13 protein-coding genes are annotated in these 16,844 nt (G+C 64.9%); 5 read left to right on the top strand and 8 right to left on the bottom strand.

The genetic code is table 11. The annotated features are described in order from the left end of the window. Window positions 1-362: 362 nt before the first annotated feature. A complete protein-coding gene (locus ACXJMY_RS25090) occupies window positions 363-1,169 on the bottom strand; it encodes a lytic murein transglycosylase (RefSeq protein ID WP_456622026.1) in 807 nt (268 codons plus the stop codon). Window positions 1,170-1,391: 222 nt separating this feature from the next. Here ACXJMY_RS25090 and ACXJMY_RS25085 point away from each other — a divergent pair, with 222 nt between their 5' ends. From ACXJMY_RS25085 to ACXJMY_RS25075, 3 genes are all read left to right on the top strand, one after another. Further along, the gene (locus tag ACXJMY_RS25085; protein ID WP_456622025.1) at window positions 1,392-4,625 is read left to right on the top strand and encodes a KAP family P-loop NTPase fold protein; all 3,234 of its coding nucleotides are present in this window, start codon (window positions 1,392-1,394) and stop codon (window positions 4,623-4,625) included. A gap of 81 nt (window positions 4,626-4,706) precedes the next feature. After that, window positions 4,707-5,648, top strand: coding sequence for an OmpA family protein (locus ACXJMY_RS25080; protein WP_456622024.1), 942 nt, complete (start codon window positions 4,707-4,709; stop codon window positions 5,646-5,648). A 718-nt stretch (window positions 5,649-6,366) separates the two neighbouring features. After that, a complete protein-coding gene (locus tag ACXJMY_RS25075) occupies window positions 6,367-6,603 on the top strand; it encodes a hypothetical protein (RefSeq protein ID WP_456622023.1) in 237 nt (78 codons plus the stop codon). Window positions 6,604-6,621: 18 nt separating this feature from the next. On the opposite strand, the gene ACXJMY_RS25070 is transcribed toward ACXJMY_RS25075, so the two are convergent. The 3 genes from ACXJMY_RS25070 to dnaG form a co-directional block, all read right to left on the bottom strand. Continuing rightward, window positions 6,622-7,002: a thiol-disulfide oxidoreductase DCC family protein gene (locus ACXJMY_RS25070; RefSeq protein ID WP_456622022.1), complete on the bottom strand. Its 381-nt coding sequence runs from the start codon at window positions 7,000-7,002 to the stop codon at window positions 6,622-6,624. Window positions 7,003-7,133: 131 nt separating this feature from the next. Next, window positions 7,134-9,281 (bottom strand): RNA polymerase sigma factor RpoD, encoded by a 2,148-nt coding sequence (gene rpoD, locus ACXJMY_RS25065; RefSeq protein ID WP_456622021.1) that lies wholly within the window; start codon window positions 9,279-9,281, stop codon window positions 7,134-7,136. A gap of 373 nt (window positions 9,282-9,654) precedes the next feature. Beyond that, window positions 9,655-11,667, bottom strand: a complete 2,013-nt coding sequence (gene dnaG / locus ACXJMY_RS25060; protein WP_456622020.1) for a DNA primase — start codon at window positions 11,665-11,667, stop codon at window positions 9,655-9,657. A gap of 322 nt (window positions 11,668-11,989) precedes the next feature. Here dnaG and ACXJMY_RS25055 point away from each other — a divergent pair, with 322 nt between their 5' ends. Beyond that, window positions 11,990-12,553 carry a chlorite dismutase family protein gene (locus ACXJMY_RS25055; RefSeq protein ID WP_456622019.1) on the top strand — a complete coding sequence of 188 codons (564 nt, stop codon included), beginning with the start codon at window positions 11,990-11,992 and terminating at the stop codon, window positions 12,551-12,553. A 184-nt stretch (window positions 12,554-12,737) separates the two neighbouring features. On the opposite strand, the gene ACXJMY_RS25050 is transcribed toward ACXJMY_RS25055, so the two are convergent. The 3 genes from ACXJMY_RS25050 to ACXJMY_RS25040 form a co-directional block, all read right to left on the bottom strand. After that, the gene (locus ACXJMY_RS25050) at window positions 12,738-13,136 is read right to left on the bottom strand and encodes a gamma-glutamylcyclotransferase family protein (RefSeq protein WP_456622018.1); all 399 of its coding nucleotides are present in this window, start codon (window positions 13,134-13,136) and stop codon (window positions 12,738-12,740) included. 205 nt (window positions 13,137-13,341) lie between these two features. Beyond that, on the bottom strand, window positions 13,342-14,157 hold the full coding sequence (locus ACXJMY_RS25045) for a transglutaminase-like domain-containing protein (RefSeq protein ID WP_456622017.1): 816 nt from the start codon (window positions 14,155-14,157) through the stop codon (window positions 13,342-13,344). 14 nt (window positions 14,158-14,171) lie between these two features. Then, window positions 14,172-15,083 carry a transglutaminase family protein gene (locus ACXJMY_RS25040; protein ID WP_456622016.1) on the bottom strand — a complete coding sequence of 304 codons (912 nt, stop codon included), beginning with the start codon at window positions 15,081-15,083 and terminating at the stop codon, window positions 14,172-14,174. 90 nt (window positions 15,084-15,173) lie between these two features. Here ACXJMY_RS25040 and ACXJMY_RS25035 point away from each other — a divergent pair, with 90 nt between their 5' ends. Continuing rightward, window positions 15,174-15,977: an N-formylglutamate amidohydrolase gene (locus ACXJMY_RS25035; RefSeq protein ID WP_456622015.1), complete on the top strand. Its 804-nt coding sequence runs from the start codon at window positions 15,174-15,176 to the stop codon at window positions 15,975-15,977. 138 nt (window positions 15,978-16,115) lie between these two features. Here ACXJMY_RS25035 and ACXJMY_RS25030 read toward each other — a convergent pair whose 3' ends face one another. Continuing rightward, window positions 16,116-16,736 (bottom strand): LysE family translocator, encoded by a 621-nt coding sequence (locus ACXJMY_RS25030; RefSeq protein WP_456622014.1) that lies wholly within the window; start codon window positions 16,734-16,736, stop codon window positions 16,116-16,118. Window positions 16,737-16,844: the final 108 nt, after the last annotated feature.

Below are 16,844 nucleotides of genomic sequence, written 5' to 3'. Positions count from 1 at the left end.
CCCTTCGGGGCGTGAGGGGGATTCATGACTGCGATTCACAACCCGCCGCCACACTCTCCGTCGTCGTCCCGGCGAAGGCCGGGACCCATAACCACCGAACTCAGTTTGGCGAAGGCTTGCGATTCTGGACTCCCACCGCCCGTCACCGATAGATTCCGCGGTATGGGTCCCGGCCTTCGCCGGGACGACGCTGGAGAGATTGTGCGCCAATCTCTCCGCTGTCATGCCCCGGCTTGACCGGGGCATCCAGTACGCCGCGGCTTCTCCGTATCCGTTCACTGTCTCTGGGATACTGGATCACCCGCTTTCGCGGGTGATGACGCCGCCTGTGTGGTTCGATTGCGCCCTCTCTCAGGCGCGCCTCACTGCCCCATCAGCCGGTCCGCAAAATACCCGATCGTCTTGCGGTAGATCACCGCCCTGTTCCATTCGCGCATGGCCTCGAAATTGGCGGTGCCTTCGCCATAGGGCTGGCCCATCTTGAAGCCGCTGGTGTGCAGCAGGTTCGCGGTCGAGGCGAGCACGTCGGGGACGCTGTGGCGGAGGTCGACGTGACCGTCGCCGTCGAAATCGACGCCGTATTTGACGTAGGACGACGGCAGGAACTGGGTCTGGCCGATCTCGCCGGCATAGGCACCGATGAGGTCGCGCAGCGGCAGGTCGCCGCGCTGCACGATCTTGAGCGCTGCGAGCAATTCGCCCTGGAACAGCTCGGTGCGGCGGCAATCATGCGCGAGCGTCGCGAGCGTGCGGACCACCGGCAGCTTGCCGATGTCACCCTTGCCGAAATCGCTCTCCAGCCCCCAGATCGCGACCAGGATGTAGCGCGGCACGCCGAATTGCTGCTCGATCCGCGAGAGCAGCGCGGCATGACGCTGGAGCAGCGCGCGGCCGCCATTGATGCGGCCGGGACCGACCCGGGTCGAGACATACTGCTCAAAGCTCTTGTTGAAGGTGTAGCGCTGGCGCCGGTCGAAGGCGAGCACGGCGCCGTCCTGGGTCACGCCGCTGAGCGCCGCGCTGGTCACGCTCGCCGAGACGCCGGCGGACTGCGCCTCCGCGGCCATGCTGGCCACAAAACTGTTGAAGTCGCCGCCGCAGCGTGCGGCCTCGGCTGAGCCGCCGGCCAAACCAACGAAGCCAACAACGGCCAGAGCGTATCTCAGCATGTAATTCCTCATATCTCCCTGCGCGAAGCAGCGCGCGATCATGCCCGGGAACACCATCTCGGTCAAAGCGGCCGGATCGCCGCGGCTCGCGCCACCATGACGCAGCATTGCGAGCCGGGATGAACCTCGATCGTCCTGCTGAGACAAACGATCAAGCCCAGGACGTGCGCCGCAGGGATGCGCGCATGGGTTGAGTTGCCGTTTCGTTCCGAAAGGCGCGCGATGGGGAGTTCTCCAGCACCGGATCCACCTTTCATCGGCGGTCCGTCCGAGGGCGCGTCCCGGATCGACCGGCGCATCATGCTGCGCCGGCTGTACCTGAAGGCGACCATCACCTTCGTCTTCGGCATCCTCTGCCTCGTCGGCTTCAACGATCGCTCGATCCGCACCGATCCCTTCACGCCCGACACGGGCTGGATCGAATGGCTGTTCAAGCCGCAACCCGATCCGCGTCTGGCCATCATGCCGGTGGTGCCGATGGGAGCGGCCGGCGTGCTGTCCTGGCGGCCGAAATCGACGGCTTGGCTCACCGAACGGCCGGTCGGGCTGCCGGACCCGACACCGCAACGGGCTGCGTCCCATTGGCCGGGCCTCACGCCCGCTTATGCCGGCGAGCCCGATCTGAAGGTCGCTCAGAGGCCAATACCCGGCCCGCCCAATCAGGCCGAGCCGTCGAAGTCCCCCAACATCCCGGTGCAACAGTCACCGGTTCAGCAGCCTATCCAGCAACAGCAGCCGATCGATTCGAAGGATTCGAAACTGCCTCCCCCGCGCCCCGCTCAGCCGGTGGCGGTCAGGCTTGTCCCGGATCCGAGCACCGATCCCAATTTCGCGACGCTTCCCGCGCGCCAGCCGCTTTCGGAGGGAGCCTATTGGGCCGGGTGCGATACGGGTGGCGGACTTTGCCTGCGACTGGCAGGAATCGATGGCTCCTATAGCCAGGACGGCGGACGGAGCTGGAAGGGGTATCCGACCGACCTCAATCCCGCGCCATTCGTCACCGCCGGCAAGGAGCGGCCCTTGCTGGTTCCGGCCAATGCGTTCGATGGCGCGCAGGCAGGCGACATAGAGAAGGCGCAGCAGGCCGTCATCAACGCGCAGGTGCCGTTTGCATTGTCGGGCTACGTCGTCGATGACGAACTTCGCGGATATCGTGCATCGCGCGTGAATGCGAAGCTGGAAGGAGGCGTCAGGGAATTTCTGCGGGCAACGTCATCGCGGATGAACTTCTTCGGTCTGCTGCCTCCGGACGAACAGGTCGATCTGCCCCGTCGCACCACCAAGATGTTCACGCTGTTCGCGCAAGGCCATCTCGCCGCCACGACATTCAAGCTGTTCACCCCGGCAGGCCAGGTCGATCACGACACCCAATTCATCGCCCTTCCGACCAAGGCGAACCTCCGCTCCGCTCACTTCCAGCCCGACCAGCGCTTCGGCTGGATCTCGTCCGGCTGGGAGGACGGCAACGAGGAAGGCCCGCTGCCGGCGATCTTCCAGACCTCGGACGGCGGCAAGACCTGGGAGCGCCTGTGGTATCGATCGCAATTTGCGCCCTGGGTGCTGTTCGGCGCGATCCCAGGATTGGTGATCGCGTTCTTCTTCACCGGACTTGGGTGGTACGACCTGCCGAGCAGCAAGGTCGACGAGGGCATTTCGGCGACCGGCACGTCCGATACGCCGATCGGGTGGAACGATTTCGACGTGCTCGGGATGAAGCCGCTGGCGCTCGCGCTGTCGCGGTTCGTGCGCAACACCAGCACCTCGCCGCCATTGACGATCGCCATCACCGGTCCATGGGGCACCGGCAAGAGCTCGCTGATGAACCTGGTGGCGGAAGATTTGCGCCAGCGCGGCGCTAGCCCGGTCTGGTTCAATGCCTGGCATCACCAGAAGGAAGAGAACATCCTTGCGGCGCTGCTCGAGAACATTCGCGGCCAGGCCATTCCATCAGCCTGGCGGCTGTCGGGCCTGTGGTTCAGGGCGCGACTTCTGTACGTGCGCGCGGGAAGGGACATCGTTCCGCTCCTGCTTCTGACCGCGTTGGTCGTCAGCGTCGCCTGGGCGTTCAAATGGGGGGCAATCGGCAATTCGCTCGCCGCTTGGATCAAACCCGACGCCGAGTGGCCGAAGCTCGCGCAATTGACGGATTCCGCGAGCAACTGGCTCGATCACGCAGCCTTCGTCGGCGCCGGCACATTGCTGCTCGTGATCGTCAAGATCTACGCAACGATGAACCTGAAGCCGTCCGAGTTGATGGCGACGTTGCGCGGCAACTCCAAGCTCGCCGATTTCAGCGCCCAGCTCGGCTTCCGCTACAAGTTTGCCAAGGAGTTCGACGCTGCCGGCCGCGCCCTGCGCACCTCGACCAATCCGGGACTCGTCATCTTCATCGACGATCTCGATCGCTGCTCGCCGGGAAACCTCATGGAGGTGCTGGAATCCATCAACTTCCTGACCACGGCGGGTCCGTGCTTCATCTTCCTCGGCATGGACGAACCCAAGGTGGTCGAGATCATCGCCAAGCAATATGGCGACGATCAGCAGCGCGCCCGGCAATATCTGAAGAAGCTGCTCAACCTCACCGTTCCCGTGCCCGATTCAGACGTCCGCAACAGCATCGGGCTGTCGTCCGGCCACGACGTGCCGCCCGGCGGCAATTCGCCATGGCCCGACCGCATTCGAGCCGCCCTTCGCTACGTGCCCGATGTCGGGATACCGGCGATGGTGCTGATGCTGATGATCTGGCTCCTGGCCTCATGGGCGAACAATCTGCAGAATGTCGTTTCGCCTCCCACGGCGAAGCTCGAGCAAACCGCGGCAAAGCCCGCATCCGCCGCCGTCGAGGATCCCGCGCCAAGCGCCTCGAACCCGGCGCCCGATACCACGGCTGTTGCCAAGATCACCATCCCGGCACGTTCCGCCGATGAGCTCATTCTCTCCCGGCGCGTGCCGCCCTATCTCGGTCTCGCCGTCGCGCTGCTGCTCATCGCGATGCTGGGAGCCCGGCGCATGACCATGGTGCGGGAGGACAGGGTGGAGGACTCCAAGCATTTCCGCGCAGCCCTGGCGATCTGGCATCCGGCCGTGTTCGAGGCCGACCCCACGCCGCGCGGCGTCAAACGTCATCAGAACCGGCTGCGCCTCCAGGCGATGCGGCTGCGACCGGCGCACGAGGCACCCGATCTTCTGGACCAATGGTTCGGGGTCAAGCCGGCGGCAGGTGGCGGCGCCAACATCAGCGAGCCCACGCTGGTTGCGCTCGGCGGCATCGTCGCGCTGTGCGGCGACATTCCGGATTGGTCCGTGGATCCGTTTCCTGCCGTCACGCCCGAGGCGGAATCATCCAAGCGGCTCGTCCAGCAATGCGTCGGCGGGTTCGTACGGACGTTCCCCATGGATTGGCCGCCGACACCGGAGGCGATCGAGGCCTTCAGGGCGCTCCGGCGCTCCCTTTGAGACGCGCCATTCAGAACCGGCGACGGTCGGCCAGCGACTAACATCGGCGCCCTCCTTTCCCCCCAACCGACAGAGATGCCGATGCCCTCGCGAAACGTCTTCGGACTGCCCGTTCTGGCCATCCTGGTTTCAGCTTGCACCGTCACCGCCGCCGTCGCGCAGACGCGCGACGTCGCAGGCAGCCGCGACTATCCCGGCATCGGCCGGTTCACCGGCAGCGTCATCACCGGCTATGTGGTGAAGGATTTCGACGCGGCGCGGATGCAGGCGGCAGCCTTCAAGGACGGCCAGCCCACCGACCCGCGGCGGCTCGAGGGCCGCATCATCCGCATCGCCTACCGCACCAATCCCGGCCCCTCGATCCTCGAAGTGTCGCGCAATTTCGAGACGCAGCTCGCCAAGGCCGGCTTCGAGACCTTGCTGGCCTGCGACACCGACGCCTGCGGCGCCATTCCGTTCACGGAAAGCGTCGACACGCTGCCGATCCCGCAGATGTGGGTCGATGGCTTCAACTATCGCTATTATGCCGGCCGCAAGACCGAGGGCGGCCGCGAGACCTATGCCAGCGTCGTCGTCAGCCAGAACAACCAGGACATCTACGCGCAGGTCACCGTCGCCGAGCTCGGCGCGATCCAGAACAAGATGGTCGACGCTGCCGCCATGGCGAAGGGCTTGGGCGAGACCGGCCACATCGCGCTCTACGGCATCTATTTCGACACCGACAAGGCCGTGCTCAAGCCAGAGAGCCGCCCGACGCTGGAGCAGATCGCAAAGCTGCTCACCGGCCAGCCGCAGCTCAACGTCTTCATCGTCGGCCACACCGACAGCCAGGGTGCGTATGAGTACAATCTCGATCTCTCGAAGCGTCGCGCCGAAGCCGTCGCGGCCGAACTGGTAAAGAGTTTTCGCATCGCGCAGACGCGCCTGCGCACCGCCGGCGTCGGCCTGCTCGCACCCGTCGGCTCGAATGCAACGGACGCCGGCCGTGCGCTGAACCGGCGGGTGGAGCTGGTGGCGCCGTAGGGGCGACGCCTCTCTCGTCATTCCGGGGCGCGCAACGCGCGAACTATGATGCGCAATGGCGCATCTGAGAATCCATCGAGCGGCAGCATTGGTGGCGCAATGGATTCTCAGATGCGCCATTGCGCGTCATAGCTCGCGCTGACTCGTGCCCCGGAATGACGAAGGAGCGATTCATCGCGGCGATGGAACTCGTGCTGTGGATATCAGCGTATGCACGCACACGGGAACACGTGCAGATCGACGCGCTTTCGCGCAGGCCACTTCGCTCTCGCTGCGTTGCGAGAGCAACCAAGATGAACAAAATGCTTCGGCGCTCCAAATAGTTTGTTTGGGAATGCGTTGGAACCGATCTCGCAGACGACGCATATCTGCTGCGCTCGCTGCGACACAACGCTGCGCGGATTTGCCTTGCCTCGGCAGAACGCAAGTTATAACCTTCTATTTTAGGTTGTCGCCCTGCCAGCCCCGGGCGACGCTGAAGATCCAAAATAAACGGCGGGCTTTTCGGCCCGCCGTTTATTGCGGCAAAGATCTCATCAAAGGGTCGCATCGGATTTTACGAAGCGCCGGACACGACCGTCCTGCATCCGAACATCCTGCAAACGGACGTCATCGACCGATCGCGCAGCCGATTCCGCCGCCGCAGGGGGCCGCGTGACCACCGGAAAACCCGCCAAAGTCATTTGACTATGGCGCCCTGATCGACGACAAGCCCGCCATGGCCAAAAAACCTGGAACCAATCCCAAGGGCGAATTCGCCTTTTTCAACGTCTTCTACGAAGACGGCTCGCAGCGCTCCAACCGGCGCGTGCCTGCGGAGCTGCTCGGAGGCCTGGACGGCGACGAGCCCGCCCGCGGCTTCATCATGGAGCAGGACCGCGAGATCGCGGAAAAGTCCGGCCGCCCGCCAATGGCGATCAAGAACCTCGACCGGGTCGGCGCGAAGAAGAAATAGACCGACATAGGCCGGCGCTCACCAGCGCCCGCTCCGCTTGTTCCAGGCAAACAGCAGATCGGCAAACCGGTCGTATAAGAACCGCGTGAACGGCAGCGCCAAGCGATTGCCGCACAGCGCAGCAAGCCACCCCTCCCCCGGCGTCAGCCGCCACAGCGCAATCGCGACATCCGCACCGACGATCAGCCGTCCGGCCTGATCGGTCGCATGCAGGCGGCGTCTGATATCGTCGAGCGTGGCGCCAAAGCGCGCCAGCGCATCGGGTTGCTCGTTGATGTCCTTGAACTCGATTGTGCCGGCGCGCACCGCCTGAAGAAGCTTGTTGCGCTGCCAGTCGATGCCGGCATCGCAGACGGGGCAGCGGGTGTTGTACCAGACGGTGAGGTGCGTAGCGGGCATTGGGGGCTATGGTAAACGTCGGCGATCGAAACGTCACTGCGTGCCGCGGTCGCCAAAAAGAAAACGGCGGGCATTTGCCCGCCGCTTTTTTGGATGGATGCCCGGGTCGAGCCCGGGCACGACGATCCTAATTAATTATCCAAGAAGCTCCGCAGCTTCCGCGACCTTGACGGGTGCTTCAGCTTCCGCAGCGCCTTCGCTTCAATCTGGCGAATACGCTCGCGCGTCACCGAGAACTGCTGGCCGACCTCTTCCAGCGTGTGGTCGGTGTTCATGCCGATGCCGAAGCGCATGCGCAGCACGCGCTCTTCGCGCGGGGTGAGCGAGGCCAGCACGCGCGTGGTGGTCTCGCGCAGGTTCGACTGGATCGCGGCGTCGATCGGGAGGATCGCGTTCTTGTCCTCGATGAAATCGCCGAGATGCGAATCCTCTTCGTCACCGACCGGCGTCTCGAGCGACAACGGCTCCTTGGCGATCTTGAGGACCTTACGGACCTTTTCGAGCGGCATGCCGAGCTTCTCGGCGAGCTCTTCCGGGGTCGGCTCGCGGCCGATCTCGTTGAGCATCTGGCGGCTCGTGCGCACGATCTTGTTGATCGTCTCGATCATGTGCACGGGGATGCGGATGGTGCGCGCCTGGTCGGCGATCGAGCGGGTGATCGCCTGCCGGATCCACCACGTGGCGTAGGTCGAGAACTTGTAGCCGCGGCGGTACTCGAACTTGTCGACCGCCTTCATCAGGCCGATGTTGCCTTCCTGGATCAGGTCGAGGAACTGCAGGCCGCGGTTGGTGTACTTCTTGGCGATCGAGATCACGAGGCGGAGGTTGGCTTCCACCATCTCCTTCTTGGCCTGGCGGGCTTCGCGCTCGCCCTTCTGCACGGAGTGCACGATCTTGCGGAACTCGACGATCTCGAGACCGGTGAGGGCTGCGAGCTGATGCACCTCGTGGCGAAGGTCCTTGATGCGGTCCTTCTCGTGATGGACGAAATTCTTCCAGCCCTTGGCCGAGAGCTTCGAGACCCGGTTGAGCCAGCGCGGATCGAGCTCCGAGCCGGTGTAGTTGCGCAAGAAGTCCTCGCGCGCGACGCCATGGCTGTCGGCGAGGCGCATCAGGCGGCCCTCGTGCGAGACGAGGCGCTTGTTGATGTCGTAGAGCTGCTCGACCAGTGAATCGATGCGGGCCTGGTTCAGGCGCAGCGACTTCACCTCGACGATGATCTCGTCCTTCAGCTTCTTGTACTTGCGCTCCTGGTGCGGCGAGAGCGACTCGTTCTGGAGCTGGTTCTGGATGTCCTGCTCCTGAAGCTTGCGCAGCTTCTTGTAGCTGTCGGCGATCTTGTCGAAGATCTCGACGACCTTCGGCTTGAGCTCGGCCTCGATCGCCGCGAGCGACATCTGGTTCTCGAACTCGTCGTCGTCCATGTCGGACTCGGCGGCGGCTTCGGCCGGATCCTTCTCCTCGCCGCCTTCGACGCCGCCGGCGCCGGGCTGCGCGGCACGGAACGGGGTCGGCGACGGCGGCGCGGCGGGCGGCGCAACGAGCGACGGCGCGCCCACTGCGGCCGCGGCCTGGCCGCCTTCGGCGGGCGCTTCGCCGTTCTCGGCGTTGGGACCGCCGATCATCGCGGTGTTCATGCCGGCCTTGGCGTCGGGCCCGGCATAGGTCGCTTCGAGATCGATGATGTCGCGGAGGAAGATCTTGCCTTCGTTGAGTTCGTCGCGCCAGATGATGATGGCCTGGAAGGTCAGCGGGCTTTCGCACAGGCCTGCGATCATCGCCTCGCGGCCGGCCTCGATGCGCTTGGCAATCGCGATTTCGCCCTCGCGGGAGAGCAGCTCGACCGTGCCCATCTCGCGCAGGTACATGCGCACGGGATCGTCGGTGCGCTCGCCCGGCTCGCTCTTCTTGACCTCGGTGACGGCCTTCTGGGTGACCTCGACGAGCTCGTTGTCGGTCTCGTCCTCGCCGCCCTCGTCCTTGTCGTCCTCGGCCTCGCTATCGTCGGCCTCGGTGACGTTGATGCCCATGTCCGAGAGCATGGACATGATGTCCTCGATCTGCTCGGGCGAGGTCTGGTCGGACGGCAAAACTTCGTTGAGCTGATCGAAGGTCACGAAGCCGCGCTTCTTGGCCTGCTTGATCATCTTCTTCACTGCCGCGTCGGACAGATCGAGCAACGGCGAGGGCGCGTCCTGGGAATCCTTCTCGGGAGCATCCGCTGCCTTGTCGTCTTTTTCCTTGTCTTTCGCCTGCAGCGTCTTTGCCTTGGTGGCCATCCATTGCTCCTAAACGCGTTTCAAACAGACGTTCGCCGCGCCTGCCCGAAATCACTTGAACCTGTTGCTCGACGCTCTCGCTTCGCCAGATCTCGACACGGAAAGGGCGGCGCGAACTCTTGTCGCCACCCCAACCTTCTCTCGCCGGATTTGCCTAACGCTTCGTGAGCCTCTTTGTCGCAGCGGATGCAGGTGAAGTGCCAACAGCGATTGCGCGGATTTATTCCTGACGCGTCTGTTCTGCCTGCGGCCGCCTGGGGGCCAAAGTGCTACAAGACCGTTAAGCCTCGATTAACCCTGTTTTTGCCGCCAAACCTTGGATTTGGCGAGTCTTTTAGCGGTTCCGGCCCCGGCCGTCCGCATGATTCTTTCATCACATGCTCTTCTGGAACCGGCCCGACAGCTCGCCAAAACCCTCGATCAGGGCCTCGGTGCCGTCGACTTCGCCTATCCGAGCCTTGACGTCACGCAACCACGCCATATTGGCCTCGCTGGGGTCTTCCCCCAAGGCCAGCTCGGCGTCTTTCAGCTCTCTAAGTAGTGAATGGTACTGCCGATGCAAGGCGACCAGCTGATGCCAGGTGGAGAGAACGTCGTCCCGCGCCGCGCCCTCGCGGGCGCCCCACACCGCCTGGGTCGTGATACCGCTCTCAACCCTTTGAAGAAGCTGTGAAAATCCGCCCTTCTCGATGTCGGATCGCATCTTCTCGGCCTGCTCGGACGGATCGGGGCTGTGGTGATGGTCGTTGGCGAACGCCGCGATGATGCCGGCCCGGAGCTTGTGGGCCTCCGGATGGGCCAATTCCAGGGCGGCCACCTCCTCCAGATGGTCATGCAGCAGCCAGGGGTGGTTGATCAGGATTTGCAGAATCAGCGCTTCGCGGCGGGAAATGGCGCTGCGTTGGCCCTTCATGATCGGGCTTGTGGCCAGCTGGGCGCTGGCCGCCTGGTAGGGGCCGGACGGCAGCACAACGGGTCCGGGCGCACCGCGGCGCCCTCCACCAAATCCCTGGCCGCCGAATCGATTCGCCTGTCCCCCGCCGCGCGGCTGGAATTGGCGGCCCCCGGAATTGCCGCGGAAATTGCCCCGACCGGCAAAGCCGCCGCGGCCGCCTTCGGGGGCAAAGGTGCGCTGGAGCCGCTCGGCGAGATCCTGGCGATAATAGCGCCGGACCACCTCGTCGCGGATGCCGTTGGAAAGCTCCTTGATGCGCGCCTCCAGCGCGGCGCGGCGCTCGGGCGTGGCGAAATTGCCGCCTTCGAGCTCGCGCGACCAGATCATGTCGGCGAGCGGACGCGCCGCCGCGATCACCTCCTCGATCGCGCCGCGGCCGCCGGAGCGCGCGAGATCATCGGGGTCCTGGCCTTCCGGCAGCAGCGCAAAGCGCAGGCTCTTGCCGGGGCTGAGGAACGGCAGCGCGAGGTCGGCGGCACGATAGGCCGCCTTCTGCCCGGCCTTGTCGCCGTCGAAGCAGAGGATCGGCTCATCCGCCATCTTCCAGAGCAGCGCGAGCTGATTTTCGGTCAGCGCGGTGCCGAGCGGCGCGACCGTGCCGGCGAAGCCGGCGGTCACCATGGCGATGACGTCGACATAGCCTTCGACCACGATCAGGGCGCTGCCATTGTGGGACGCGGCGCGCGCGGTCTGGTGGTTGTAGAGATTGTCGCCCTTGTGGAAGAGCGGCGTCTCCGGCGAGTTCAGATATTTCGCCGCAACGTCCTTCTCCAGCGCGCGCCCGCCGAAGGCGATGACGCGGCCGCGCAGATCGGTGATCGGAAACATCACGCGGTCGCGGAAGCGGTCATAAGGCACCGGGATGTCGTCGCCGCCGACGAGCAGGCCGGTCTCGACCATGTCCTCGACGGAGACACCGAGCTTGCCGAGATGCTCCTTCAGCGCAAAGCGGTCGGGCGACGCATAGCCGAGGCGGAACTGCAATTGCGTCGCCGGCGAGATCGCGCGGTCGGCGAGATAGCCGCGCGCCTTGGCGCCGAGCCGCGAGGCCAGCGTTTCGGCAAAGAACTTCGCCGCGAGATCCATGACGTCGTGCAGCGTGCGGCGCCGCTGCTCGTGCCGCGCCGCATCCGGCGTCACCGCCGGCAGCGGCAGCCCCGCCATGTTGGCAAGCCGCTCCACGGCCTCCGCGAACGGCAGGCCGTCGGTCTCCATCACGAAGGTGATGATGTCGCCGTGCTTGCCCGAGGAGAAGTCGTGGTAAAATCCCTTCTGGTCGTTGACGTAGAAGGACGGCGTCTTCTCCTGCTGGAACGGCGACAGCCCCTTCCACTCCCGCCCCGCCTTCTTCAGCTTGACGTGCTTGCCCACGACTTCGGAGACCGAAAGCCGGGCACGCAGCTCGTCGAGGAATTGGGGTGTGAAGCGCATGGGATGTGTGTAGCGCGAAACCGTGTGAGTCGGGCGAAGGATCAGGCATATAGGTGCGGCTTGGCTAAAAGTCAGGTTTGTCAGGCTTATCCGGCTTATTCGACCTATGCACAGGCAGCGTCGTCATCCCGAGGAGTCCGTCACCCTGATGCGCTCGCCTCTTCGGCGAGCCTCAAAGGGCGACGGCCCGGCTGCATCCGGGCCGATTCATCCTTCGAGGCTCACACTGCTTTGCAGTGTGAGCGCCTCAGGATGACGGAACAAAGGACCTGGAATGACGGGAAAAGCTTGAACCCGGCCCGGTTCCACGCTTCCATGGGCCATGTTCAGGACGTTTCGAGGCGGCCATAGCGGGGGTTGGCGCGTCACCTCGATTTCGCCCGTGACGGGCGAACCCCTGCCCTTCATGCCGGCGCTGTCGGTCACCGACAGCGACGCGGTGTCGTTGCCGCAGGTGCCCTCGCGCAACGCCTGGCGGCTGATCGGCGTCCCCAGTTCGCTGCGCTACACCGAGCGTGCCGAGAAGCAGCAGCTCGTCGCCGTGCAGGCCGGGCTCGGCCGGATCGAGGCAACCAGCGCCGCACTGATCCCGATCCGCAAGTCGCAGGCCTGGTGGGAGCTGACGCAGGAAGAGCGGCGCAGGATCTTCGAGGACAAGTCGCACCACATCGCCAGCAGCCTGCGCTTCCTGCCCGCGATCGCACGCCAGCTCTATCACTGCCGCGACCTCGGCGGGCCCTTCGACTTCCTCACCTGGTTCGAGTTCGCCCCCACGCACGCCTCGCTGTTCGAGGAGCTGGTCGCGATGCTCAGGCGGACCGAGGAGTGGACTTATGTGGAGCGCGAGGTCGACGTCCGCGTGGTGAAGGAAGTGCTGTCGGCGTAGTCCACGATGACGGTGCGCTCCCTCGCCCCGTTCTTACGGGGCCGCGACGAGCTTCGCTCGCGCTGAGAGGGTCGGGGTGAGGGGCGTCTCTCCACACGCGCGACTGCCGCGAGACCTGTACCCCCCTCACCCGGATCGCAAGAGCGATCCGACCTCTCCCCGCAAGCGGGGAGAGGTGAAGACGCTAGTGCTCGAGGAAGCGGCCAGATTCGATGCGCGGCAGATCGGTGACGGGCCAGTTGTAGATATAGGTCCAGGCCTTGCCTGTGGTGCCGTCGGGCCGCGTCACGTCGACCAGCTTGCGCAGATATTCGGTCGGCTCCGGAAAGCCCTCGCCGCAGGCCTCATACATGTCGAGCTCGCGCAGCAGTTCGTCGGGCACGTGAAGACGGAACAGCTCGCCATGGACGATCTCGGAGGTCCCGTCCGACAGCAGCAATCCCGGATAATGCTTCACCAGCACGAGCCTGCCGCGGCAGGTCGCGTCCCCCAGGAAATCCGCATGGCCCGCGAGCAGCCGCGCCATCGGATGGTCGAAGCCGCGCATCAGGGTGCCGTAGACGAAGAGACGATCGGAGGTCATGGAGGTGTCTATAGCCGCCAATTGTGCGGAACGACAGCGCTACACATTCGATGTCGTCCTGGCTTTCGCCAGGACGACATGAGGAGGCATTGTGCCCGCCACCGTCATTGCGAGGAGCTCTTGCGACGAAGCAATCCAGACTACCGCTGCGGAGGCCCTCTGGATTGCTTCGCTGCGCTCGCAATGACGTGAATGGCGCAACACCTCACCCCGCCTTCACGACCTCGTCGCTCACCACCTCGAACTTCTTCAACTCCATCCGGCCGAAGCTCGTCGACAGCGCGACGTCGGCGGCGTCGCGCCCTGTCGCCATCAGGATGCGGCCGATGCGGGGGACGTTGTGGCGGGCGTCGAAGGTGAACCATTTGCCGGACAGCCAGGCCTGAAACCAGCCGGAAAAATCCATCGGGGACGGATCCGGCGGAATGCCGATGTCGCCCATATAGCCGGTGCAGTAGCGCGCCGGGATTCCCATGCAGCGGCAGAGCGCGACGGCCAGATGCGCGAAGTCGCGGCAGACGCCGGTCTTCTGCTCGTAGACGTCGTGCGCCGACTTCATGTGATGGGCGTGCTCGTAGCCGAAGGTGACGTGCTTGTGCACGAATTCGGTGATGGCAGCGACACGATCCCAACCAGGCTTCGTCTTGGCGAACAGCGACCAGGCGATGTCGGTGAGCTTGTCGGTCTCGCAATAGCGGCTCGGCATCAGGTAGAGCATCAGCTCGTTCGGCAGTTGCTCGATTGGGATCTGCTGCGCGTCCGGCATCACCTCGTCGGGCAGGCCGGTGTCGCGCACCAGCGCGCGGCCCTTCAGCGTCACGCCGCCGGCGGGCGCGACGAGGCGGCCGCACACATTGCCGAAACTGTCGTGATAGAAGCGGATCGGGACGTCGGGCTCCGCAACCACCGTCTCAGTGCCGAGGATGTCGGCCTGCCGCGAGGGGTGGATGTTGAGCATGATCACCATCGGTGTCGGCTGTGCTGCCGCGTAGGCGATCTCGAAGCCGACCCTGATGTCCATCTATAAGACCTCCGCTATAAGACCTCTGCTTCCAGCTCCTGATCGTTGTCCTGGTCGTCCGAGACCACCTTGATGTTCACGTCCATGGCTTCGAAGGCGTCCCCGGAGCCGATATAGACGCCGTGCAGCGGGATCGCCTGGCGCGGATCGCGGGCGACCGCGACACGGATGAGGTCGCGGGTGCCGACGATTCCGTTGGTCGGATCGAACTCGATCCAGCCCGCGCTCGGCAGATAGACCTGGACCCAGGCATGCGTCGAACCACCGCCGACATGACGCTGCTCGATATCCTCCGGCACGAAGATGTAGCCGGAGACGAATCGCGCGGCGATGCCGAGATGGCGCAGCGCCTCGATCATAAACAGCGCGTAGTCCCGACAAGTTCCTGTGCCGGACTGCAAAGTATCGAGCGGATGCTGCGTGCCCAGCTCGTGGCGCTTGCGGTATTTGAACTGCTCGCGGATGCCGTGGGTCATGCCGCTCAGGATCTTGAAGGTCGGCGTCGGCGCGTCCTCGTCGAGAAAGCCGCGTGCCCACTCCGCGATCTCGCCGTCAGGGTCGGTATATTGCGGCGTGATGTACTGGACGAGGTCGGGAAACTCCTCGTCGGCATAGGCGAACGGATAGAAATAGGCGGGATCGTCCGGCGTCAGCGCGAACTCCTCCACCGGGTTGTGCTCGACGGTGACGTGCCAGTCGAAGATCAGCGCGTCCGCGCGCTCGTCGAAATTCGCGATCGCGACCGAATTGCCGAACACGTCGTGGATCCAGTGCAGCGACATCGGCTCGGGCGAGATCTCGAGCCTGGAGTCGAGCACGCGCAGATCATGCCCGTCGCGCGGCCGCAGCATAATCCTGTGTTCGCCGAACGCCACGGGGCGGTTGTAGCGATATTCGGTCTTGTGATGAATCGTCAGCAGCGGCATCGTCAGGCGATCATGGTGATTTCGGGCGGATCAATCTATAGCATTCTCGCCCGATTCTGGGGGCGACTGCTTCTTCCATAGGCAATCTGGATGGCTTTAGACACAGCCGACGCGGCCGATCAACTCCTCGGCGAGGGCGACATTCCCCCAGTGCATGAGGTCAATGCGCGGGGGACATCGCCCTTCCTGCTCACCGCGGATCATTACGGGCGGGTGCTGCCCCGCGCGCTCGGCGATCTCGGCGTCGCCGAGGACGAGCTGACGCGGCACATCGCCTGGGACATCGGCATCGCCGGCGTCGCCGAGCGGCTCGCGAAAATGCTCGACGCCCACCTGATCGCGCAGCGCTATTCGCGGCTCGTGATCGACTGCAACCGTCCGCCGGGCGCCGTCAGCTCGATTCCCGTGATCTCCGAGGCCACGGCGATCCCGCGCAACGAGGGGATTTCGGAGCAGGAGCGCAAGGCACGACGGCGGGAGATCTTCGAGCCTTATCATCACCGCATCGACGCCGTCATCGGCCGCCGCGTGCACGACAAGCTGCCGACCGTGCTGGTGTCGCTGCACAGCTTCACGCCGGTCTATGCCGGCGTCGCGCGGCCCTGGCACATCGGCGCGCTCTACAACCGTGACAGGGTACTGCCGCACCTCCTGCTCAGGCACCTGCGCAGCGAGAGCGATCTCATCGTCGGCGACAACGAGCCCTATGCCGTGAACGACCTCACCGACTACACCATCCCCGTGCACGGCGAAGCCCGCGGCCTCGTCAACACCGGCATCGAGATCCGCCAGGATCTGATCGCGGACCAGTCCGGCCAGCAGCAATGGGCGGAGCGGCTGGCTAGGATATTTGCGGAGATCGAGCTGGAGTTGAAGGCGGAGCAGCTGGCGTAGCCAGCCAAGCCGACGGTGCGCTCCCTCGCCCCGCAAGCGGGGAGAGGTGAAGGTCAACCACCCCGCGCCACGACAAACAGCGCGAGCGCGGCGAAGATCGCGGCGATCCCCGCAGCACGAAGGGGGCTCGAATGCGGGCTACTTCGCCCTGGTCAGCGCCAGCCAGATGCCGCCGCCGATCATGAAGCCGCCGGAGACGCGCGACATCATGCGTGTGCGGCGGGCCGAGAAAAATTTTCGGGCGCGCCCTGCTGCGATGGCATAGAGCGCATCCGTCATCGCCGCCGTCACCATGAAGGTGGCCCCGAGCAGCGCGACCTGCGGGAAGTGGTCACGGTTCATGTCCATGAACTGCGGGATGAAGGCGCCGAAGAACACCAGCACCTTCGGATTCGACAACAGCACCAGGAAACCTTGCAGGAAGAAGCCGCCGCGCGGCGGCGCCGGCGGCTCGTCGACATTGACGCCTTCGACCGGCGCCCAGATCAGCCTGATGCCGAGCCAGACCAGATAGGCGGCGCCGGCAAAGCGCACCCAGTCGAACCAATAGCCCATCGTCGCCATCAGCGAGGTCAGGCCGACCGCGACGATGCCGATAACGATCGCGAGGCCGGCCTGCGCGCCCAGGACATTGGTCAGCGCCGCGCGGGTGCCATGGCGCAGGCCGTTGGCGATGACGAGGGTCACGATCGGACCCGGCAGCAGCGCCAGCGCAATGCAGGCGGCGACGAAGGCGAGATAGGCTTGCATGGACATCATGGCGAGGACTCGCTGAGGGCGGTTTGGCGCATTAATGCACGGCGGAAGCGGGAACGGAAGCGGGGCGATTGTGTCCGCGGCGATTCCGGGTTCGACGCTGACGCGTCG

The sequence above is a fragment of the Bradyrhizobium sp. P5_C12 genome, from assembly GCF_054049735.1.
This window is presented reverse-complemented; position numbering and strand designations above follow the sequence as displayed.